15 protein-coding genes and 2 pseudogenes are annotated in these 22,517 nt (G+C 63.2%); 10 read left to right on the top strand and 7 right to left on the bottom strand.

The window, feature by feature from the left end; genetic code table 11:
- From U5A08_RS16260 to U5A08_RS16250, 3 genes are read left to right on the top strand one after another with little or no spacing between them, the layout of a single operon-like run.
- Nucleotides 1–891: a MaoC family dehydratase gene (locus tag U5A08_RS16260; RefSeq protein WP_253396372.1), complete on the top strand. Its 891-nt coding sequence runs from the start codon at nucleotides 1–3 to the stop codon at nucleotides 889–891.
- On the top strand, nucleotides 888–2,186 hold the full coding sequence (locus U5A08_RS16255; protein WP_321847427.1) for an acetyl-CoA C-acetyltransferase: 1,299 nt from the start codon (nucleotides 888–890) through the stop codon (nucleotides 2,184–2,186). Before U5A08_RS16260 ends, U5A08_RS16255 begins: the two co-directional genes overlap by 4 nt.
- A gap of 31 nt (nucleotides 2,187–2,217) precedes the next feature.
- A complete protein-coding gene (locus U5A08_RS16250) occupies nucleotides 2,218–3,921 on the top strand; it encodes an AMP-binding protein (RefSeq protein WP_321847426.1) in 1,704 nt (567 codons plus the stop codon).
- Between the two features lie 129 nt (nucleotides 3,922–4,050).
- Here the strand turns inward: U5A08_RS16250 and U5A08_RS16245 are convergent.
- Nucleotides 4,051–4,182: pseudogene (locus U5A08_RS16245) on the bottom strand (gfo/Idh/MocA family oxidoreductase); the annotation flags it as partial.
- Here U5A08_RS16245 and U5A08_RS16240 point away from each other — a divergent pair.
- Nucleotides 4,175–4,297 (top strand): hypothetical protein, encoded by a 123-nt coding sequence (locus U5A08_RS16240; RefSeq protein ID WP_321847425.1) that lies wholly within the window; start codon nucleotides 4,175–4,177, stop codon nucleotides 4,295–4,297. The pseudogene U5A08_RS16245 and the gene U5A08_RS16240 sit on opposite strands and share 8 nt — an antisense overlap.
- A gap of 114 nt (nucleotides 4,298–4,411) precedes the next feature.
- On the opposite strand, the pseudogene U5A08_RS16235 reads toward U5A08_RS16240, so the two are convergent.
- Nucleotides 4,412–4,546, bottom strand: a pseudogene (locus U5A08_RS16235) (gfo/Idh/MocA family oxidoreductase); the annotation flags it as partial.
- Here U5A08_RS16235 and U5A08_RS16230 point away from each other — a divergent pair.
- Nucleotides 4,536–4,658, top strand: coding sequence for a hypothetical protein (locus U5A08_RS16230; RefSeq protein ID WP_321847423.1), 123 nt, complete (start codon nucleotides 4,536–4,538; stop codon nucleotides 4,656–4,658). The pseudogene U5A08_RS16235 and the gene U5A08_RS16230 overlap by 11 nt on opposite strands.
- Before the next feature lie 114 nt (nucleotides 4,659–4,772).
- On the opposite strand, the gene U5A08_RS16225 is transcribed toward U5A08_RS16230, so the two are convergent.
- The gene (locus U5A08_RS16225; protein ID WP_321847422.1) at nucleotides 4,773–5,888 is read right to left on the bottom strand and encodes a Gfo/Idh/MocA family protein; all 1,116 of its coding nucleotides are present in this window, start codon (nucleotides 5,886–5,888) and stop codon (nucleotides 4,773–4,775) included.
- A gap of 310 nt (nucleotides 5,889–6,198) precedes the next feature.
- Here U5A08_RS16225 and U5A08_RS16220 point away from each other — a divergent pair, with 310 nt between their 5' ends.
- Entirely contained in the window at nucleotides 6,199–7,239 is a 1,041-nt protein-coding gene (locus tag U5A08_RS16220) for a WD40/YVTN/BNR-like repeat-containing protein (RefSeq protein ID WP_253400398.1), read from the top strand.
- Between the two features lie 15 nt (nucleotides 7,240–7,254).
- Entirely contained in the window at nucleotides 7,255–9,630 is a 2,376-nt protein-coding gene (locus tag U5A08_RS16215; RefSeq protein WP_253396362.1) for an efflux RND transporter permease subunit, read from the top strand.
- A gap of 49 nt (nucleotides 9,631–9,679) precedes the next feature.
- Here U5A08_RS16215 and U5A08_RS16210 read toward each other — a convergent pair whose 3' ends face one another.
- On the bottom strand, nucleotides 9,680–14,557 hold the full coding sequence (locus U5A08_RS16210; protein ID WP_321847421.1) for a dermonecrotic toxin domain-containing protein: 4,878 nt from the start codon (nucleotides 14,555–14,557) through the stop codon (nucleotides 9,680–9,682).
- Nucleotides 14,558–14,698: 141 nt separating this feature from the next.
- On the opposite strand from U5A08_RS16210, the gene U5A08_RS16205 reads away from it, so the two are divergent.
- The 3 genes from U5A08_RS16205 (at nucleotide 14,699) to U5A08_RS16195 (ending at nucleotide 16,483) form a co-directional block, all read left to right on the top strand.
- Entirely contained in the window at nucleotides 14,699–14,986 is a 288-nt protein-coding gene (locus U5A08_RS16205; RefSeq protein ID WP_321847420.1) for a DUF5629 family protein, read from the top strand.
- Nucleotides 14,973–16,148, top strand: coding sequence for a lactonase family protein (locus U5A08_RS16200; RefSeq protein ID WP_321847419.1), 1,176 nt, complete (start codon nucleotides 14,973–14,975; stop codon nucleotides 16,146–16,148). Before U5A08_RS16205 ends, U5A08_RS16200 begins: the two co-directional genes overlap by 14 nt.
- A 155-nt stretch (nucleotides 16,149–16,303) precedes the next feature.
- Entirely contained in the window at nucleotides 16,304–16,483 is a 180-nt protein-coding gene (locus tag U5A08_RS16195; protein WP_247407075.1) for a hypothetical protein, read from the top strand.
- Nucleotides 16,484–16,528: 45 nt separating this feature from the next.
- Here the strand turns inward: U5A08_RS16195 and U5A08_RS16190 are convergent, their stop codons facing one another.
- The 3 genes from U5A08_RS16190 to U5A08_RS16180 are packed head-to-tail and all read right to left on the bottom strand — an operon-like array spanning nucleotide 16,529 to nucleotide 21,995.
- Nucleotides 16,529–17,122 (bottom strand): glutathione S-transferase, encoded by a 594-nt coding sequence (locus tag U5A08_RS16190; protein ID WP_321847417.1) that lies wholly within the window; start codon nucleotides 17,120–17,122, stop codon nucleotides 16,529–16,531.
- Nucleotides 17,119–20,757, bottom strand: coding sequence for an AAA family ATPase (locus tag U5A08_RS16185; RefSeq protein ID WP_321847416.1), 3,639 nt, complete (start codon nucleotides 20,755–20,757; stop codon nucleotides 17,119–17,121). Before U5A08_RS16185 ends, U5A08_RS16190 begins: the two co-directional genes overlap by 4 nt.
- The gene (locus U5A08_RS16180; protein ID WP_321847415.1) at nucleotides 20,754–21,995 is read right to left on the bottom strand and encodes an exonuclease SbcCD subunit D C-terminal domain-containing protein; all 1,242 of its coding nucleotides are present in this window, start codon (nucleotides 21,993–21,995) and stop codon (nucleotides 20,754–20,756) included. Before U5A08_RS16180 ends, U5A08_RS16185 begins: the two co-directional genes overlap by 4 nt.
- Nucleotides 21,996–22,517 lie beyond the last annotated feature (522 nt).

Below are 22,517 nucleotides of genomic sequence, written 5' to 3'. Positions count from 1 at the left end.
ATGGACGACATGACCCAGATCATCGACCCGCTACCGTCGCGCACCGAGTTGCTGCTGGACAGCGTGCGCGCCCTGCGCAAACCCAAGCTCGACGGCGCGCCTGAGTTGCCCAAGGCGCGCCTGGTACGTTCGGCGGTGGCGTTGTCGGCCGCCGACATCGCCACCTATGGCCGCGCCTGTGGTTTCCGGCGTGAGCAAGGCGTGCCGCTGTCCTATCCCCACGTGCTGGCGTTCCCGTTGCACCTGATGTTGCTGACCCGGCCGAGCTTCCCATACCCGGCCAGCGGCATGGTCCACCTGGCCAACCGTATTCGTCAGCAGCAGCGCTTGCACGAAGGCCAGGCCCTGCGCCTGGAAGTGTTTTGCGAGCGCTGGGTCGCCCACCCCAAAGGGCAGGCCTTGAGCATCGCGACCCGCGCCTACAGTGCCGGCACCCTGGTGTGGGAAAGCGACAGCCTGTACCTGCGCCGGGAGATTAAAAATCCCTTGGGGGAGCCTTGGAATGACGGACTGCCGTTACAGCAAGAGGGCCTGTTGCGCACCCAGCGTTGGGTGCTGCCGGCGGATTTGGGGCGGCGTTTCGCCGCTGTTTCGGGGGATTTCAACCCGATCCACACCTCGCTGATCGGCGCGAAACTGTTTGGCTTTCGCCGCGCCATCGCCCATGGCATGTGGACCCTGGGCCGCGCGTTGGCTTCCCAGCAGCCACCCGGTGGCCTGGACCAGGCCGAAGCCCATTGCGACTTCAAGCTGCCGATCTTCCTGCCCGGCCAGGTTGCCCTGTGGAATCGCCCGGTAACCGGCCCGCGCCGTGAATTGGAAGTGCGCAATGTTGCCGGGGATAGGCCCCATATGCGCGGGTTGTTCATCTGGAATGAGAGCCTTAAATGAGTGACTACAGCTTCAACCCGGCCCCGACTCGCCGCGTGGCGATCATCGGCGGCAACCGTATTCCGTTTGCCCGTTCGAACACGGTGTATGCCCACGACAGTAATCAGGATTTGCTGGTGGCGGCACTGCAAGGCCTGGTCGACCGCTACAACCTGCACGGCCAGCGTCTGGGTGAGTTTGTCGCTGGCGCTGTGATCAAGCACTCGCGGGATTTCAACCTGGCGCGTGAGTCGCTGTTATCGACCACGCTGTCCCCGCAAACCCCGGCCTACGACCTGCAACAAGCCTGCGGCACCGGCTTGGAAGCGGCCTTGCTGGTGGCGAATAAAATCGCCCTCGGCCAGATCGAGGTGGGCATTGCCGGCGGCGCCGACACCACGTCCGACGCTCCCATCGGCATCAATGAAGCGCTGCGCCGCACCTTGCTTGCGGCCAATCGCGCCAAGGCCCTGGGCGACAAGGTCAAGACGCTGCTGAAGGTGCGTCCGTCGATGTTCTTCAAGCCGCTGCTGCCGCGCAATGGCGAACCGCGCACCGGCCTGTCCATGGGCGAGCACTGCGAAGAAATGGCCAGGCGCTGGCAGATCAAGCGCCTGGCCCAGGATGAATTGACCCTCACCAGCCACCAACGGCTGGACGCTGCTTACAACCGCGGCTTCTTCGACGACCTGATCAGCCCCCATCGCGACCTGGCGCGGGACAACAACCTGCGCGCCGACACCAGCCTGGAGAAGCTCGCCAGCCTGTCCCCGGCCTATGACCGCCCGAACGGCACGCTCACGGCGGGCAACTCCACACCCCTGACCGACGGCGCCTCGGTGGTGCTGTTGGCCAGTGAAGCGTGGGCCGCCGAACACGGCTGGCCGGTATTGGCCTACCTGCGCACCGGCGAGACCGCGGCGGTGAACTTTGTCGACGGCAGCGAAGGCCTGCTGATGGCCCCGGCCTACGCCGTGCCACGCATGCTCAAGCGCGAAGGCCTGGGCTTGGCCGACTTCGATTTCTTCGAGATTCATGAAGCGTTCGCCGCCCAGGTGCTCTGCACACTCAAGGCCTGGGAAGACGCCGATTACTGCCGCGAACGGCTGGGGTTGGACGCGCCGCTGGGCGCCATCGACCGCGCGAAGATGAACGTCAACGGTGGCTCCCTGGGCTGCGGTCATCCTTTCGCCGCGACCGGCGGCCGGCAATTAGCGGCGTTGGCCAAGGCCATTCACGAGCGCGGCGGCGGTCGCGGCCTGATTTCGATCTGTGCGGCGGGCGGGCTGGGCATTACCGCCATCGTCGAAAAGTAGCGCTATCAAAAACAACAATAAGGAGACTGCCATGAACGCTATCAGCCTGGAACACACCGAACGGGTCTGGTTGAACGCTTACCTGCCTGGCGTCCCGGCGGACATCGATGCCGGTATCGAGGACTACCCGTCGCTGCGCGAGGTGTTCCTGGAGCACCTGGAAAAATTCCGCGAACGGGTGGCCTACGTCAGCATTGGCACTGAAATGACCTACGCCGACTGGCAGGTACAAGGCGTCGCGTTTGCCGCCTGGCTGCAAGGCCAGGGCGTGAAGACCGGCGACCGCGTGGCGCTGATGATGCCCAACTGCTTGCAGTACCCGATCTGCCTGCTGGGGACGATCCTGGCCGGAGCGGTGGTGGTCAACGTCAACCCGCTGTACACCGCCCATGAGCTCAAGCATTTGCTCAATGACAGCGGCGCCGAGACCGTGGTGATCTTCGAGAACTTCGCGCACACCCTGGAAAAAGTCATCCCCGGCAGCAGCGTCAAGCGCGTGGTGGTGGCGACCATCGGCGACTTGCTCGGCACCTTCAAGGGCGCGGCGATGAACTTCATCCTGCGCCGCGTGCAGAAGCAGGTGCCCAGGTTCAACCTGCGCGGGGCGGTGCGGTTCAATCAGGCGCTGAAACAGGGACGGGCACTGAACCATTTTCCGGTGGACATGCACCTCGACGACCTGGCCTTCCTGCAATACACCGGCGGCACCACGGGTGACGCCAAGGGCGTGATGCTCAGCCATCGCAACATCATCGCCAACCTGCTGCAAGCCAAGGCCTGGGTCGGCAACCAATTGGACCAGGATCAGCAGGAAACCAACGTCACCTTGCTGCCGCTGTATCACATCTTTTCGCTGACGGTGAACTGCCTGATGTTCATGTGCCTGGGCGGGCGCAACATCCTGATCGCCAACCCGCGGGACGTGAAACGCGTGCAGATGATCCTGCGCAAGGAGCGCTTCAACGGGATTGCCGGGGTCAACACGCTGTTTAACGGCCTGCTGGAGAACCAGGAGTTCTGCGCGCGGGACTTTTCCGCCCTGCGCATGGTGATCGCCGGCGGCATGGCCACGCACACGGCGGTGGCCAAGCGCTGGAAGGCAGTCACCGGACTGCCGATCATCGAAGGCTACGGGCTGACCGAATGCTCGCCGGTGGTGAGCATCAGCCCCATCGATATTTCACGCATGCGCGAGATGGAATTCACCGGCAGCATCGGCGTGCCCTTGCCATCGACCTGGGTGCGTTTTATGCGGGAAGACGGCCAGTTGGCCGCGCTTGGCGAGCAGGGCGAACTGCAAGTGCGCGGCCCGCAGGTGATGCAGGGCTACTGGAAGCGGCCCAAGGAAACCGCCGAAGTGCTGGATGCCGAGGGCTGGCTGTCGACCGGTGATATCGGGGTGATGGATGCGCGCGGCTATATCCGCCTGGTCGACCGCAAGAAGGACCTGATCCTGGTCTCGGGCTTCAACGTGTACCCCAATGAAATCGAAGACGTGGTGGCGCTGCACCCCGGCGTCGCTGAAGTGGCGGCGATCGGCGTGGAAGATGGCGTGACCGGCGAGCGGGTGAAGATCATCGTGGTGCGCAAGGACCCGAACCTGACCCAGGAGCAGCTCCTGGCCCATTGCCGGGAATACCTGACGGGGTACAAGGTGCCCAAGTTTGTTGAGTTTCGCAGCACAGAGCTGCCCAAGACCACAGTGGGCAAGGTGCTGCGCCGCGCGCTGCGCTAATTCGAAGGTGTCGATGATCAAAATGTGGGAGGGGCGGTGCGACGATTCGACTTGCCCCCGATAGCAGTGTGTCAGTCAATACATGCATGACTGATCCACCGCCATCGGGGGCAAGCCCCCTCCCACATTTCAGACCGAGTTCACATTGACCCAGCGTTGTTCTCGAGCCGCCACCCGAATCGCCGCCGCCAGGCGCTCGACCGCCCACGCCGCTTCAAAGTCGCTGCCGTCCGCGCCCTGGCCGGTCACGGCCATGATCAACGCCTATTGCCGGGAATACCTGACGGGGTACAAGGTGCCCAAGTTTGTGGAGTTTCGCAGCACAGAGCTGCCCAAGACCACAGTGGGCAAGGTGCTGCGCCGCGCGCTGCGCTAATTCGAAGGTGTCGATGATCAAAATGTGGGAGGGGGCAAGCCCCCGATAGCAGTGTGTCAGTCAATACATGCATGACTGACCCACCGCCATCGGGGGCAAGCCCCCTCCCACATTTCAGACCGAGTTCACATTGACCCAGCGTTGTTCCCGAGCCGCCACCCGAATCGCCGTCGCCAGCCGCTCGACCGCCCACGCCGCTTCAAAGTCGCTGCCGTCCGCGCCTTGGCCGGTCACGGCCATGATCAACTCCTATTGCCGGGAATACCTGACGGGGGACAAGGTGCCCAAGTTTGTGGAGTTTCGCAGCACAGAGCTGCCCAAGACCACGGTGGGCAAGGTGCTGTGCCGCGCGCTGCGCTAATTCGAAGGTGTCGATGATCAAAATGTGGGAGGGGGCTTGCCCCCGATAGCAGTGTGTCAGTCAATACATGCATGACTGACCCACCGCCATCGGGGGCAAGCCCCCTCCCACATTTCAGACCGAGTTCACATTGACCCAGCGTTGTTCTCGAGCCGCCACCCGAATCGCCGTCGCCAGGCGCTCGACCGCCCACGCCGCTTCAAAGTCGCTGCCGTCCGCGCCCTGGCCGGTCACGGCCATGATCAACTCCTGCACTTCCAGCGTTTTCAATTCGTTGTAGCCCAACTGATGACCGGCGGCCGGGCTGAACGCCGCGTAGCCGGGCAGGGCGGGGCCGGCCAGCAAGCGTTGGAAACCGTCCTGGCCCTTGCGGCACAGGCGCAGTTCATTCAAGCGCTCCTGATCGAAGGCCAACGTGCCTTGCGTCCCGCTGATCTCAAAACCCAGGTGGTTCTTGTAGCCGTGCTTGAGCCAACTGCTGCTCACTGTGCCGCGCGCGCCGTTGGCGAAACGCAGCAGGGCGTGCACCTGGTCATCCACAGCGATGGATTTGAGTGTGTCGCCGCCTTTGACGGCGGGGCGCAGGGCATGCACGGTCTGTGTATCGGCACACACGCTGACCACATCGCCCACCAGATAGCGTGCCATCGACAGCAAGTGACTGCCCAGGTCCGCCAGGGCGCCACCGGCATGTTCCACTTCGCAGCGCCACGACCAGGGTGAGGTCGGGTCGGCCATGAAGTCTTCGCTGAACTCTCCCTGGAAACTGATGATGTCGCCCAATTCACCGTTGGCGATGATCTGCTTTGCCCACCCGATCATCGGGTTGTGCTGGTAGTTGTAGCCGACTCGCGTCACCACGCCCGCCGCACTGGCCGCGCGGCGCATCGCGTCGGCCTGCTCGAGGCTGACGGCCAGGGGTTTTTCGCAGTACACCGCCTTGCCCGCGGTAATCGCGGCCATGGCCATGGGGTAGTGCAAATGGTTCGGCGTGGTGATCGCCACCACATCGACCGTGGGGTCGTTGACCAGTGCGTGCCAGTCGCCATGGGCCTGGGCAAACCCCCAGGCGTTGGCGCAGCGCTGGGCGCGTTCGGTGTCGGCATCGGCCAGGGCGGCCAGTTTGAGGCTGACCGGCAGTTCAAATACCGTGCGGGCGTTATTGAACGCCAAGGCATGGGCACGGCCCATGAAGCCAGTGCCGATCAGGCCGATTCCGAGTTCGCGCATCGCCGTGGTCCTTTGGATTATTGTTTTCAGGGAGGCTATTAATGGAATATAAATTCAAATAATTCAAGATGTGGAAAAAAAAATTCATTCCTGCGCCCGCATCATTGCGGTTGATGGGGCTACATTCAGCGCATGGCCAAAAGCCGCCAGTTAACAAAAGATAACGTAGCGTCGATTGTCAGACGATTCGAAACCCCGATAGGATGGCCCCTGCTTCCTCCAGGCGCTCTAGATTGCAGGTTTCAGAGCCCGGGAAGGTAAGACGACCTAACAATAATAAATGGGAGAAAGGTCTATGAGTGAGCCTGTCATGGGTTGGGTTGTTTGCCGCCCACGCGCCGCACGCAGGGTTGCGTTGCTGGCCACAGCGCTCTCGCTGTTTGCAGGTGCCGCGTTGCCGGCACTCGTGCTGGCAGCCAGCGATACCCCCTTACAGCCGGTGTTGGCGATTGAATCCCCCAAGGCCGCCAAAGGCCTGATGATCGACGTAGTCCACGCAGGCTCGCGTCTGGTGGCGGTCGGTGATCGCGGGCACATCCTCTATTCCGATGACCAGGGCAGCACCTGGACCCAAGCCAAAGTCCCCACCCGCCAGTTGCTCACGGCGGTGTTTTTTGTCGATGACCAGCAAGGTTGGGCCGTCGGCCACGATGCGCAGATCCTGGCCAGCACCGACGGCGGCGCCACCTGGACCCAGCAATACCAGGACCTCAAGCGCGAAGCGCCGTTGCTCGACGTGTGGTTCAACGACGCCCACCACGGCCTCGCCGTCGGCGCCTATGGGGCGCTGATCGAAACCACCGACGGCGGTAAAACCTGGGAGGACGTCAGCGACCGCCTCGACAACGAAGACCAGTTCCACCTCAACGCCATCGCCTCTATCAAGGACGCCGGCCTGTTTATCGTCGGCGAGCAGGGCAGCATGTTCCGCTCCAGCGACGACGGCCAGACCTGGGAAAAACTCGAAGGCCCGTACAATGGCTCGCTGTTCGGCGTGATCGCCACCGCCCAGCCGCACACCCTGTTGGCCTATGGCTTGCGCGGCAACCTCTACCGTTCCACGGATTTCGGCAGCACCTGGGCGCAGGTCGAGCTGAAGGCGGCGCGCGGCGCCCTGGAGTTCGGCTTGTCCGGGGCGACCTTGCTCGCTGACGGCGCGCTGGTGGTGGTCGGTAACGGCGGCAGCGTGGTGGTCAGCCATGACGACGGCCAGACCTTCAGCGTGTTCAATCGCCCGGACCGTATTTCACTCTCGGCGGTGACGGCGGCGGGCAATGGCAACTTGGTTCTGGTCGGGCAGGGTGGTGTTCGTGTAGCTACGCCAACCGGCGCCGAACCCACAAAACAATAAGAAGGCGGGGAAAGAATGAGCAGTCATCACAACGATAAAGCGACCTTTCTTGAGCGCCTGATCTTCAACAACCGCCCGGCAGTGATCGTCATCTGTCTGCTGGTGAGCATTTTCCTGTTCTGGCAGGCGACGTTGATTCGCCCGTCCACCAGCTTCGAAAAGATGATCCCGCTCAAGCACCCCTTCATCGAAAAGATGATGGAGCACCGCAACGACCTGGCCAACCTGGGCAACACCGTGCGTATTTCGGTGGAGGCCAAGGACGGTGACATCTTCACCAAGGACTACATGGAGACCCTGCGCCAGATCAACGACGAGGTGTTCTACATCTCTGGCGTCGACCGCTCGGGCCTCAAGTCGCTGTGGAGCCCCAGCGTGCGCTGGACCGAAGTGACCGAAGAAGGTTTTGCCGGCGGTGAAGTGATCCCGCAGAGCTACAACGGTTCGCCGCAAAGCCTCGATCAACTGCGCAACAACGTGCTCAAGTCCGGCCAGGTTGGGCGGCTGGTGTCCAACGACTTCAAGTCGAGCATCGTCGACATTCCGCTGCTGGAGTCCTACCCGGACCCGCAGGACCAGGGCAAGTTGCTGGCGCTGGACTATCGGCAGTTCTCCCATGAACTGGAAGACAAGATCCGCACCAAATTCGAAGCGCAGAACCCCAACGTCAAGATCCACATCGTCGGTTTCGCCAAGAAGGTCGGTGACCTGATCGACGGGCTGGTGATGGTCGTGCTGTTCTTCGGCATTGCCTTCGTCATCACCCTGGTGCTGTTGCTGTGGTTCACCAACTGCCTGCGCAGTACCGTCGCGGTGTTGAGCACCACGTTGGTGGCGGTGGTCTGGCAACTCGGCTTGATGCACTTCTTCGGCTTCGGGCTCGATCCGTATTCGATGCTGGTGCCGTTCCTGATCTTTGCCATCGGTATTTCCCACGGCGTGCAGAAGATCAACGGTATCGCCCTGCAATCGAGCGACGCAGACAACGCGCTGACGGCCGCACGGCGCACCTTCCGGCAACTGTTCCTGCCGGGGATGATCGCGATTCTGGCGGATGCGGTGGGTTTCATTACGCTGTTGATCATCGACATCGGCGTGATCCGGGAACTGGCCATCGGCGCGTCCATCGGCGTGGCGGTGATCGTGTTTACCAACCTGATCCTGCTGCCGGTGGCGATTTCCTATGCCGGTATCAGCAAGCGCGCCGTCGCCAGAAGCAAGAAAGACGCGAATCGCGAGCACCCGTTCTGGCGCCTGCTGTCGAATTTCGCCAACCCGAAAGTCGCGCCGATTTCCGTGGCCCTGGCGCTGGTCGCGTTTGGCGGCGGCCTCTGGTACAGCCAGAACCTCAAGATCGGCGACTTGGATCAAGGCGCGCCGGAGCTGCGTCCGGATTCGCGCTACAACAAGGACAACAATTTCATCATCAGCAATTACTCCACCAGTTCCGACGTGCTGGTGGTGATGGTCAAGACCAAGGCCGAAGGCTGTTCGCGTTATGAAGCCATGGCGCCCATCGACCAGTTGATGTGGAAGATGCAGAACACCGAGGGCGTGCAGTCGGCGATCTCGCTGGTGACCGTGTCCAAGCAGATGATCAAGGGCATGAACGAGGGCAACCTGAAATGGGAAACCCTGTCGCGCAACCCGGACGTGCTGAACAACTCCATCGCCCGCGCCGATGGCCTGTACAACAACAACTGTTCGCTGGCGCCGGTGCTGGTGTTCCTCAACGACCACAAGGCCGAAACCCTCGACCGCGCCGTGCATGCGGTGCAGGACTTCGCCAAGGAAAACAACAAGGACGGCCTGGAATTCATCCTCGCCGCCGGTAACGCCGGGATCGAGGCGGCCACCAACGAGGTGATCAAGGCGTCGGAGCTGACCATCCTGGCCCTGGTGTACCTGTGCGTGGCGACCATGTGCATGATCACCTTCCGCTCCTGGGCGGCGACCCTGTGCATCGTGCTGCCGCTGGTACTGACGTCGGTGCTGGGCAACGCGCTGATGGCGTTCATGGGCATTGGCGTCAAGGTCGCGACCTTGCCGGTGGTGGCGCTGGGCGTGGGGATCGGCGTGGACTACGGCATATACATCTACAGCCGTCTGGAAAGTTACCTGCGCGCCGGTTTGCCGCTGCAAGAGGCGTATTACCAGACGCTCAAGTCCACGGGGAAGGCCGTGCTGTTTACCGGGTTGTGCCTGGCGATCGGCGTGTGTACCTGGATCTTCTCGGCGATCAAGTTCCAGGCCGACATGGGCCTGATGCTGACCTTCATGCTGCTGTGGAACATGTTCGGTGCGCTGTGGCTGCTGCCGGCGCTGGCAAGGTTCCTGATCAAACCGGAGAAGTTGGCCGGGCAGAAAGGCAATTCGCTGTTCGCCCACTGAGTGCAGCGGTGGGGGCGGTTGCGCCCCCACCGACAACGTCACGCCGCGCTTATCGGCTTGCGCGCGGTGTGGGCGCGATCGCCAGGAACAGCTGATCCACCGGCGGCGTGATCAATACGTAGACAATCCGCCTGATCGGCTCGGCGCCCGGCTCCTGGGGGTTGCGCAAGCTGGCCTGGACGTGTTGCTTGAGCAAATCCTTCTGCGTGTATTTGCGCTGCTCCGCCAGTTTCAGATGGGCGCGGGTATAGTGCGCGGGCGGGGCGTCGGCGCTGGCGTAATGGAAGTGGGCATACCACAACACCGTCGGCGGTTTTTGCGCTTTGTCGTACACCGCGTACTCGGTGAAGAAGTCGCCACTGAGGGTTGGCCGTTGCGGGTCGGCCAGGCTGGTCAGGTTGATATCGATCTGCTGGTGCTGCCACAGGTAGTCGAGGCTTTCCTGGGTCGGCCACTGACGCTTGTAGCCTTCGCTGCACACCCGTTCCGCCAGGCGCAGCATGTCGCGGGCCTGGGCCTGGTACTCATCGATCAGGTCCTGGGCCGAGGGTTTGTCGAGGTGGTCGCGCTGGATTTCCGCGGCCAGCGCCGTGAGTTTGTTTGCGTGCCCGCTGAGCAGCTCATCCCAGTCGCCAGGGTTGACCTGTTGGCGTGTGAGGGGTGAATCGAGCTTTTGCTGGTCGCTGGCAATGACACGCTCAATGCCGCTACGCTGTTCGATCAGGTCCTGGGCCAGGCCTTTGAGGGTCGCCAGTGTGCGGCCTCGCGGCGCCGGCATGGGGGCTGGGGAGGGCTGCTCGGCGGTGGTCGCCCAGCCGTCCGCATGCTTGTTGAAGGAGGCAACGGCTTCACCGGTCAGCGTATCGGTGAGGGTGAAGCGTTCCTCGGGGTGCTGCGCATCGGCCGGCTTGAGTTCGCCGATCAAATACTCTTTTTTGCGGGTCTTGAACACGCGCTTTGTCGGCGCCTTGGCGCGCAGGGTTTTCGACAGCGGCAGCACCACCTCCAACGCTTCCTGCTTGCGCACCACCGCTTCCAGCTCGCTGTTCGCCAGCGCCTGGGCGTATTCGAGGCCCGCCAGCAGACGTTCAGCCTGCGGGCGCAGGCGGCTCGGGTTGAGCGCCTTGAGTACGCGGATCGCCTCTTCATAACGGCGGTACTTTTTCAGCACGCTCTCGTACACATCCCGTTGTTCGACCAGGGTGTATTCGGTGCTGCTGCGCACTTCGACATGAGACAGCAACGCCTCGCTCAGGTCGGTTTGCTCCAGGCGTTTGACGTACAGTTCTTCCTGCGGCGGCAGGCGTATGTCGGTCATCTCCACGCTGGTGACGGCCAGGTAGTCGAGGGCGTTGAGCCGCAGGTTGTCGGGGAAAAAATTCTGCGGGTATTCGATCTGTGCCAGCAGCGCCTGGCGTATCGTGCGCCCGGCCAGCGAATCGCTTTCCAGCTGTTCCAGGGTAGTTTCCATGGCGGTGGAGACGTCGGCCATGTGCTGGCGAATGTCCGCCGACTCGATGGCGTTGCGCACGTATTCGTCGTAGACCGCTGTGTCGCCCAGCAAGTTGTTTACGAACATGCGGCGCGCCATCCGCGCCATGGGTTCACCGGCGCTGGAAAAACGCACGGCGTTCAACCGGCCCAACAGCAGCTCATGGATAAACAGTTGTTGATCCCAAATCGTCTTGAGAATCTGGGCGCGATCATGCACATGGATGCCGGCGCCGCCGACCTTTTCCAGCTCCACACCCAATTTGACCATTTCCAGGCGCGGGGTCAGCGATTGGGCAAACAGCAGTTCCAGGTTCTCCAGCAGAATCTTGAACTCGGTGCGCAATTGCTGATGTTTGAGGGTTTCGCGCTGATGCCGTGCTTCCAGGGCGGGCCTTTGTTGGTCGCTGGCTTTTTGCAGGAGGTTCCACACCAATTGCACGGTCTTACGTTGTTTCACCAAGGTATCCAGGGCCGGTGATATCTGCGTCGCGGCTGCCTGGAAGGGCGCCATCAGGTGCTGCATGTCTTCGCTGAGCACCTGCACGCGGGCGATCACTTCTTTTTTACGGCGCAGGTTTTCTTCGCGCAAGGCGGCCATACGTTTGGGGCCGCCACCCAGCAGTTTGAGCCCGCGGTCCAGCGTCCAATGACCGTTGCCGTCGGTCCTCAGTTGAATCCCGGGATGCTCGGGTTTTTGTGGGTGAATGATGAACACGTCGCCGAAGCCCGGGACAATGCTGACCCGGAATAGCAGGCCCGCCACCGAGGCATGCCACAGGCCGTCGATGCGGTACAACCCTTGGTGAGGCCCGATGTCGATCGGCGCGGGAGCCGGCACGGGCCACGGCACGTTGACGGCGCGCAGTTTCTCCAGCAGCGCGGCCGCGGCCGTGTCGCCGGCCAATGAGTGGTCGAAGTCCAACAGGGTGCGGCCGCCGCCGGGTGGTTCGCTGGGCAGGCCGATGACGCCGCGTTCGACCACCGCCGCCTGCCGGGTGATCTGGCCGGGCGCGCGCGTTGCGGGCTGTTCGTCGAGCACAGGGCTGGCGGTGTGCGCGCTGAGGGGGCCTTGATGCACCAGCAGCATGCCGATGTTGAGCAGCAGGTCGACCCACGCCAACTCCTTCGCCCTGGGGTCAGGGCTCTCCAGCGCCGGCAGGTCCTGGGTCAGGCTTTGTGTCGCCTGGATCAGCCAGCCGATCGTCGCCAGGGGCCCGCGCACGGCCATCAACAAGGTGTTGAAGCCCAATTGCATGCCTTCGAGGATCAACGCCCAGCGGCTTTGTGTGTTCGAGGTCGACTCGCGCTCGGCCTGGTCCAGCAACTGGCGGGTTTCGCAGCCGAACAGATAGTCCATCAGGCTGCCGTGGCTGAGCGCTTGCAGGATTTCATCGCTGCTCGCATCGCCGGCCGCCGCCAGTTCGGCGGGTTTGGGCACCTCGGGCAGCCGGTCGAACTCCGAGCCGATGCCGATGCGTATGATGTGCGGCTGGCTGAACCCGCCGTTGCTGTAGATCGCCCTGGCCGGGTCGGCGAGCCAGGTCAGCACGCTTTCCTGTAGCGCACCGGGTTGCACGATAGCCGCCAACAGCTGCTCGCGGCTGGCGAATTCGAGCAGCGAATCGCGATAGGCCGGACGGTACAGCAGGTGCGGGCCTCGGCGGGTGTCGAGGGGTTCGATGATGAACATGTTTTGCACCACATCCGCCGTGGCCGCAGGCGTGCGCAGAAAGGCCAGGGGGCGGATCACGATTTCGTCGCCATCGACCCGGCGCGCCAGCGGGTTGGCGGCGAGCAGCGCCCGCACGCAGCGGGCGCCGCGTGCGGTCAGGCCCGCTTCGCCTCTGATCGCGTGCTCCAACGCCTGGGTTTTCAGGTGAACGGGCCGCTGTTGCGCGAACAGGCGCTGGCGTTTGCGCGCCACCTCCGTGTCGCTCATCAACTCCCGACGCAGGTAGGCGGGGTAGTTGCTGCCGATGTCCACACGCTGGACCAGTTGCAGCACGTAGGCGGGCGTCAACCACGCTTCGAGCGCACGGCCGGTGCGATGGCTGAGGGTCATGCGCCCTTTGGGGCTTCCCGACAGGTTCTTCAACGCCAGGTCCACCAGGCTCATGGAGACCGGCTCGATGTAACCGCCTGCAAGGCTGCCCACCGCGACATGAAAGGTCAGGGTCAACTCATCGGCCCGGTAGCCGGCGGCGCGTGCCGCGTCGTTGCAGGTGCGCTGGCTGCCCAGGGCGACGGCGCGATCCAGGCACAACTGGTGGTTCAAGTGTTCGGTGGCGTAGCTGCGCAGGGTTTCCAGGGCATCGAAATCTGAGTCGCCGAGGGTCTGGCGCTTGATCGCGGCCTGTTCAAGCAGGCATTCGCGGTAGGCCAGGCGGTCGGCGGCGCTGGCGCGTTGCAGCCAGTCGGGCAGGGCGGCCTGGATGGACGCCAGCGTAGCCAGCGCTGTACCGCTGGCGCTGGAGAAATCCCGCGCCGGTTGGGTGATCGCGGCAAACCGTTGTTCCAGGGCCTGCACCGTGGTGTTGGCCGGGAGTTGAAGGGCGGCCAGGTCCTCCAATTGCTGGTTGAGGATCAGCGCGGCCTGGACCTCGAAAATATTGCCGTCGGGTTCGTACTGCTGCCAGGTGATGCTGTCGGCACTGAAGCGCTGTTGCAGGCGGTCGGCCCAGGCTTGGCCGAAGGTGTCCAGGTCCCGATAGGCCTCGATTTCGCCGGATAGACGGCACAGCAACACCTGTTCGCGGCACACCACCAGCAGGTCGCTCGCTTGCAATGTGAGCAGGCTGCCTGCGTGCGTCAGGTGGGCTTGCAGCGTATAGGCATGAATCGTGTTGTCGGGGGCCGGGCGGCGTGCGCGGGTTGTGCGGTCGGGGTAGCGTGCCAGCGTATTGAGGATGTTCAGCGGTTGGGCGTGGCGTGCGGCAGAGTCGAGCAGCGCGCCTTGCAGCACGTTGGCCAGCCATTTCCAGCGGCTGCCGCCAGCGTCGCTGTCTTCGCCCCAATAGGCGGCCAAGGCGTCTTGGAAGCCGATGAACAGCAGCGACGGCAGTTCGCGAATGATGGCCTCGATGACGTCAAGAGCATAGGCGTGGGTGCCATTGGCCGGATAACTGAGCCGCGCGCCGCTGGTATCGCTCAAGTAGCTATCCAGGCCTTGGCGCGCCGACACATCGGGAAAGCTGCCGTCGGCGAGATGGCTCAGCGCGACCTCCAGCAATGGCAGCAACGCCCGCCCGCCACCGTCACGGGGCACGGCCAGGCGCAGGTCGGCGACGGGTTGCGTCAGCGGCGGGTATTTTTCCGCCAGGTTGCGCGCCAGCATTTGCGCGGTGACTGAGCGCAGGGTCGGGCGCTTGAGAAACTGGGCTTGAACCGCTTCCCGGAGCGGGTGGGCGGCGAGGGGGGGATTGCGGTCTGGCATGGGTATTCCTTTATGTTGAATAAAGACGTGCCCTTGCACGGTAATCCGCGGTGTGGCTTGGATGCGGTAGCCGGTTATGGTTTTAGGCCCTGACGACAAAGTGGCCTATGATTAGCCCTTTGAACCTGACGAAAGACTGTGATGACTACTACTTTGACGGCCGTCCTTGCCACCAGCGACATGCTTGAAATCGACGGGCTGCACGCCTTCGAGTTCACACTGGAGGACGAACAGCTGCTGATCATCGCCATGGATGGCCGTGCGCAAAAACGCTGGAGTTTCAGCCTGGAACAGCTGCAGGCGGCGGTCTTCGATGAAACCTCGAACAGCTGGACCCTCACCGGTGATGTGGGCGAGCACCGCCTGTCCTGCGTGAACGCCTTCACCGGCAATAACCATGATGAGGATGAAGCGGATGCTGATGCGTAAGTTCTGGCCCTTGTTGATCGCGGGCAGTGTCGGGGCGATGTCGGTGCAGGCGGCACCGGCCGACACCTATGAACTGTTGGTCGGCAGCTACACCGCCGGCAGCAGCGAAGGGATCTATCGCCTGCAATTCGACAGCCGCACCGGGCAGTTCCAAGGCAAGCCGGTATTGGCGGCGAAAGCGGCCAACCCGTCCTGGCTGACGGTCTCCAAGGACCAGCAGCATCTGTTTGTGGTGAATGAAAACGGCCCCGGCCAACAGGACGCGGTCGGTCGCGTCAGCAGCTACCGCATCGACCCGCAGAACCATCAGCTCACGCTGATCAACCAGGTACAAAGCCTGGGCAGCGAGCCGACGCATTCCAGCGTGGCCGCCGATGGCCGCTACCTGTTCGTCGCCAACTACTCGGTGCTCGAAGACCCGGGCGGCAGCCTGGCGATTCTGCCGCTGGACGCCCAAGGCAAGCTGTCGGCGCCGGTGCAGTTGAGCGGGCATCCGGCGAGCCGGGTCAACCCGGAGCGCCAGGCGTCCAACCATGTGCATTCGGTGGTGCCGTCGCCGGATGGCAAGTACGTGTTTGTGCAGGACCTCGGCGCGGACAAGGTGTTTGCCTACCACTACGACCCCAAGGCCAACCCGGAACGGCCCCTGACCCCGGCCAACCCGGCGTCGGTGCCACTGCCACCGGGCAGCGGCCCGCGTCATTTGCTGTTCAGCGCCGACGGTAGACACGCGTGGCTGACCACCGAGATGAGCGCCCAGGTCGCGGTGTTCGATTACCGCGACGGACAGCTCAAGCAAACCCAGTTGGTGGACTTCGCTGCCGGGCAACCGCTGTCCAACAAGGCCGGCGCGGCGTTGCACGCATCAAGCGATGGCAAGTTCCTGTATGTGAGCAATCGCGGCACGGCCAATCAGTTGCTGGTGTTCAGCATTGACCCGGACACCGCACACCTCAAGGAACTGCAGCGCCGTTCCGTGGAAGGCGACCACCCGCGCGAGTTCAGCCTGGACCCGAGCGGCAAGTTCCTGTTGATCGCGAACCAGAAAAGCAATGAAATCGTGGTGGTCGAACGCGACCCCAAAACCGGCCTGCTCGGTAAAACCGTGCAAAAACTGCCGATCGATGCGCCCAGCGACCTCAAGTTCCTGCTGCGTCAATAAGCCACAGGCCCCGCACAGCGGGGCCTGATCCTCTTTATTAATTCGATTGATAACAGCTACTGTTTCAAAGCATTTCTAAGGCCCAACCCTCGGGCGTAAGTTGAGTTCCAAGGCCTCCACGGCCACTCAACCAAACGAACACAAGGGTTACCGACATGAACTTCAATCTCTTCTCGATCATCGCCGCCTCCGCTGTTTCCGCCACTGTCGCGTTGCCGGCTGCCGCCAGCGTGAACGTTATCGGCAAACAATCCAGCACCAGCGCCTACACCCAGAAATACCTGCAACAGAGTGCCAACTTCTACGCCGCACTGGATCACAAAACCCAGTACTGAGCGACATGTGGGAGCAGGCGTGCTCCCACACTCATTTAGACCGATTCAGGTTTTTGCCATCACCGCGATAAACAGCGGCGACTCCAGAAACCATTGCAACCACGCCTGCACCCGCCGGTATGACGTGCGCGCAAACCACTCCCGATCGACATGCGCAAACTGCCGCACAAACGGCGCCACGGCCATATCCGCAAGGCTCGGGTGATCGGCCAGCAAATACGCGCGGTCTGCCAGCAACCCCTCCAGCTTCTGCAAAAACACCTCACCTTCGGCTCGATAATGTTCCATCGGCTGCTCCGGGTAGCGTTCGGCATACTTGTATCGATTCAGGTGATGTTTGAAGCCCTGGTCATTCTCGGCAATCAGCGCCAGTACCGCAGGATCACCCTGGAGCAACCAGTCTTGCGGGTCGTTTTGTGCCAAGGCCCAGCGCATGATGTCCAGGCTTTCGTCGATCACCCGGCCGTCGACGCTCAACACCGGCACCGTGCCTTTGGGCGACAGCGCGAGCATCTCGGCCGGCTTGGCCTTGAGGCTGACTTCGACAATCCGCGCCGGCACGCCGCAATAGCGCAAAGCCAGGCGGGCGCGCATCGCATAGGGGCAACGGCGAAACGAGTACAGCAGCGCCTCGCTCACTTCACCTCCACGGTGCTCAAGCCATTGCCCTGGCGCTTGACCTGGATCTGTACCGGGATGCGCTCGTGCATTTCCTGTACGTGGGAAATTACCGCCACCTTGCGGCCTTGGGCTTGCAGGCCGTCCAGTGCGTCCATGGCCAACTGCAGGGATTCCGGGTCGAGGCTGCCAAAACCTTCGTCGATAAACAGCGACTCGATCTTCAAGGTACTCGACGCCATCGATGCCAGGCCCAGCGCCAGCGCTAGCGAAACGAGGAACGTCTCGCCGCCGGACAATGAATGCACCGAGCGCAGTTCGTCGCCCATTTCCGTGTCCATCACCAGCAGGCCGAGCATGCTGCCGCCGCGTTTGAGGCGGTAGCGGCGCACCAGTTGGCGCAGTTGTACGTTGGCGTGGTGCACCAGCAAATCGAGGTTGTAGGCCTGGGCGATCTTGCGGAACGTGTCGCCGGTGGCCGAGCCGATCAGCGCGTTGAGGCGCGCCCAGCGTTGCCATTCGTCATAGGCCTTGGCGATCTGTTCGTCCAGGGCGTGGTTGGCGTCCTGGCGGCGCTGGTCTTCGGATTGCCGCGCGCGCAGTTCGGCGCAGTGTTTTTCGCCGTCGGCCAGTTGCTGGTTGAGCGCCGCCAGGCTGCTGTCCAACTGTTCTGCTTCCAGATTGCCGTTGTGCAGCGCCTGGTGCTCGGCCAGGCGTTGTTCGCGCTCCTGCAGCAGCACACTGGCTTGCTCGACGGCTTTTTCGCTGCTGTGTAGCTGCTGGCGCAGTGCGCTGGCGTGGGCGTCGTCGAAGGCCAGCAGGCGCTTGAGCCCGGCGTCGTCCAGGTCGGGGTGCAGGGCGCGCCACTCGCACAAGCGCGTCGCGAGCGCTTGCTGTTCGGATTGCAGCGTGTGCTGACGGTCCTGCTGGGCCTTGAGGTCGGCGGCCAGTTGGATCAACGCGTTGCGGATGTCCTGCACCAGTTGGTTGGCGTCGGCTTCGCGTTGGCGTGACTGCGCCACGGCCTCTTCGAGTTGCTGTTGCCAGTCTTCGGCACGCGGGTGCTGACCGAGCAGGCCGCTGAGTTTTTCCTGGGCCGCGTGTTGCTGAGCGGCCAGTTCGCCGACCTGCTGGCGCAACGCGTCAAGTTGCTGCTGGCGATGCTGCTGATGGGTGTGCGCTTTCTCGATCGCCTGCTGACGCTCTTGTTGCTCGGCCAGTTCATCGCGCTGGTGGGCCAGCTCTTCGAGGCGCTGGCTGACCTGTTGGTCCAACAGCATGAAGGTCGCCGCCGGTTCGCTGCGCAGCCCTTCCAGTGTTTCGGTCGGCAACAGGCTGGCGAAGGCCTGCAGTTCTTCGTCGAGGCGTTCGCGGTCGTTGGCCAGCTCGCGTTGCTGGTCGATCAGCAGTTGGCGAGCTTGCTGGCCGGCGTCTTGGGCTGCTTGTAGCTGTTGCTGCAGGCGCCCGGCGTTTTGTTGCAGGTTGAGCAGGGCGCCTTGGCGTTGCTCGTCCTGGCTGATGTTTTGCGTCAGTTGACTGAGCTGCTGGGCCAGCCAGTCGCTGCGCCGGGCGGCGTCCTGATTGAACAACGAGGCCGACAGCGGGTGCGCGTCCAGGCTGGGCGCCAGGGTGTGCTGTTGCGTCGTCAGTTGCTCCTGTTGTTGCAGGAATTCTTTTTGCTGGGCGATCAAGCCGCCGACTTCGCCGCGCAGTTCGGTGAGTTTTTCCTTGAGGCTGTCGACGGCTTGCTGCGCCATGGCCTCTTCGTTTTCGTCGTGGCGACCGAGGCTGTGCAGCAACGCTTCGGGCTGGTGATACGGATGCTCATGGCTGCCGCACACCGGGCAGGGCTGACCATCCTGCAATTGCTCGCGCAACTCTTCGACGCTGGCACTGCGCGCCAGACGCTGGCGCTCCAGCAACTGCTTGGTCACCGTCAGGGTTTGTTCGGCGACCGTGAGTTCGGCTTTGGTGTGCAGGCCGGTCTGGTTCAACCGGTCGCGTTGTTGTTGGGCGTCCGACAGTTTCTGCGTCAATAAGGCCGCTTGCTGGTCCAGCTGTTGCTGGCTGTCCCACAGCCGGGTCAGGTCTTCAAAGGCGCGTTGCTGCTTGCGATTGTCTTGCAGCAGGCTGGCGAGCAACTGGATCTGTTCGGCGACGGCGTGAGGCTCGGCACCGGCTTCCTGGTACAGCAAGTCGAGGGCGTCGCGTTGTTGGGCGAACTTCTCGGCGGCGGCGGTGGCGCGCTGTTCAAGTTGCGGCAGTTCGGCCTGGCCCTTGTTCAGGCGATTGCCGATCAGCATCAATTGTTGCAGGCGGTCGCGGTAGACGTTCCAGGCCTCGCTCAACGGCGCGAGGGCGGCACTGCGTTCCAGGCCGGTGGCCAGACGTTGCAGGCGCTCGGCGACGTGGCTGTGCTTTTCCTGCAACCCCTTGAGCAAGGCCTGACCTTCGGCGCAGGCGGTTTCGTGCTGTTGCTGGTCCTCGTTGCGCTTGGCCAGTTCCTTGGTCAAGTGGGCGAGGGTGTTCTGTTCCTCGAAGGCCTGGCGCAGCAAAGGCACGGCGTCGGCCTGATCTTTCAGGGCCGCGGCCAGCGCCGTTTGGGCGGATGCCTGCTGCTGTTGGGCTTGTTCCTGGCGCTCATGCAGATCGGTTTGCTGCTCGATATGCGCTTGAATGTGCGCCGCCAGCGGCGTGAGCACGGTGTCGAGTTCCGCCTGGCGCGCGAAGTGATGGCGCTGCGGTGCCAACTGTTCCAGGCGGCTCAAGTCCTCGCGCTGCGGACCTTGGCTGTCCCAGTGTTGCTGGGCTTGCTGCAACTGTTCGACGGCACTGAGCTGGCGCTCCTGCCATTCGCGCAGTTCCTTGAGCCAGGTGTGCTGCAGCTCCAGTTGCTTGAGCTGGGCTTGCTCGGTCTTGAGCTGTTGTTGCGCCTGGGCCAACTGTTGGTCCAGTTCGGCGCGGGCCTCCGGGGCCAGGGGCACCACGCCGGTGGCCTGGTCCTGCAGTTGTTTGTGCGCGTCCTTGGCGTCCTTGGCCTTGTCGAACGCGCGACGGCCGAGCTGGGTGTAAAGCGCGGTGTCGGTGAGCTTTTCCAGCAGTTCGCTGCGCTCGTTGTCGTTGGCCTTGAGGAAGGCACTGAACTCGCTTTGCGCCAGCAACACGGCGCGGGTGAACTGCTCGAAGTTCAGGCCCAGGGCCAATTCCAGTTGGGTCTTGTATTCGGTTTTCTGGCTCGCCAACAGTTGGTCGCTGTCCAGGTCGATCAGGCTCTGCCGGCTGTTCTGCAACTTGCCGCTGGCTTTGTCGCGGGCGCGGTTGGCTTCCCAGCGCGCGCGGTAGCGGCGGCCGTTGACGCCGACAAAATCCACCTCCGCATAGCCGCCGCCGGTGCCGCGTCGCAGCAGTGTGCGCGGGTCGCCGATGGAAATATCGCTGTCGGCGTCGGGCATCTTGGCCTGGCCGGTATCGCCCAGGCGCGGCACGGCACCAAACAGCGCCAGGCACAGCGCGTCGAGCAAGGTGCTTTTGCCGGCGCCGGTCGGCCCGGTAATCGCGAACAAACCGGCGCTGGCCAGGGGCTCGGCGGTAAAGTCGATCTCAAACGGGCCGGCCAGGGAGGCGAGGTTTTTCAGGCGGATGGCGAGGATCTTCATGGCTGTTCGCCCTCCTGTTGCACTTCCTGGAGCAGCACCGCGAAGTCCTTCAAGGTCTGTTCATCCACTTCACTGCCGTAGTTGTCCTGCCAGGCGCGGCTGAACAGCTCCTGGGGGGTGAGCTGGTCGAGTTCGATCAAGCGCTCGTCGTTGGAGTCGTCGCTGCCGCGTTTGCCGGCGTACTCGGCGGCGATGCGCACCAGGCGCACGGCTTTGCCTTGCAGGGCGGTTTCGATTTGCTGGCGCAGGTCGGGCTGCGGTTCGTCGAGGCGTACCCGCACTTCCAGCCAGGGCTGGCGCTGGGTTTCGGCGAGCAGGTCGATGTCCGGCAGCTCGCCCAATTGCTTGAGGATGTCGGCCAGGGGCGCGGCTTCCAGGCGTTGCAGGTTGACCGAACGAGGGATCAGGCGCGGTTCGACGTTGACCAGGGCTTCGCCGTCGAAGGTCACGTCGAGAATCTGGTGCTGGTAGCCGATTTCGGAAAACGACAACGGGATCGGCGAGCCGCTGTAGCGAATGCGTTCTTCGCCGTTGACCCGTTGTGGCTTGTGCAAGTGGCCGAGGGCGACATAGCTGACGCTGGCATCGAACAGGCTGGCGGGCAGCGCTTCGGCATTGCCGATGATCAGGCTGCGCTCGGAGTCTTCCGACACCGAACCGCCGGCCATATGCGCATGGCTGATGGCAACCAGCGCCTGGCCCGGCTGGCGCTTGGCGTTGGCGGCGGCGATCAGCCATTCATGCACCTGGCCAATGCCGCGCAGGTAGTCGTCGCCCAGGTGCGCCCCGGTGACTTCCGCCGGGCGCAGGAATGGCAGCGCCAGGCACCAGGCGGCGATCTTGCCGTCGGCGCCGGGCAGTGGGATCAGCAACCGCTCGGCATCCAGTTGCCCGTCATCCAGCCACAACACCCGGCCCAAGGCATGGGTGCGCAAGCGGCGCATCAACGGTGCGGGCAATTCGATGCGCGAGCCGGAGTCGTGGTTGCCGGCGATCATCACAATCGTGAGATTGGGGTTTTGTTCGTGGGCGCCGATGATGAAATCGTACAGGCGCTCCTGGGCTTTGAGTGGCGGGTTGACCGTGTCGAAGATATCGCCGGCGATCAACAGCACATCCGGCGTGTGCGCGCCGAGCTGGCGCAGCAGCCACTCGAGGAAACAGGCGTGTTCGAAGTCGCGTTCCTGGCCATGCAGGTTTTGCCCAAGGTGCCAGTCGGAGGTGTGAAACAGACGCAAGGCGAGCTCCGTGGAGAAGATGAAAAGGAGAGGAGTTTACCTGTATTGCGAACACGCTGCTCCAGACGACGCAGATCCAGTGTGGGAGGGGGCTTGCTGCGATGGCGGTGGTCCGCTTGCTCAGTGTTGTCTGGCCCACCGCCATCGGGGGCAAGCCCCCTCCCACAGGGGGATGCGGTGTGTGTTATGCCTTGGCTGGCAGGTAATCCGGGGCGCGGTCGGACAGGGTTCGGGACATTGTCGACCAGGCGACGCAGATCGAATGTGGGAGGGGGCAAGCCCCCTCCCACAGGGGTATGCGGTGTGCGTTATGCCTTGGCTGGCAGGCAATCCGGGGCGCGGTCGGACAGGGGGCGGGACATTGTCGACCAGACGACGCAGATCGAATGTGGGAGGGGGCTTGCCCCCGATGGCGGCGTGTCAGACAACATCATAATTGACTGATACACCGCTATCGGGGTGGCGGTGGGTCCGCTTGCTCAGTGTTGACTGGCCAATCACCGCACCCGACTCTCGATTCGC

Source organism: Pseudomonas paraveronii, assembly GCF_963681955.1.
In the GTDB taxonomy this organism is placed as follows: domain Bacteria; phylum Pseudomonadota; class Gammaproteobacteria; order Pseudomonadales; family Pseudomonadaceae; genus Aquipseudomonas; species Aquipseudomonas paraveronii.
The sequence above is the reverse complement of the archived record's forward strand: the minus strand, read 5'-3'. Positions and strand labels throughout refer to the sequence as shown.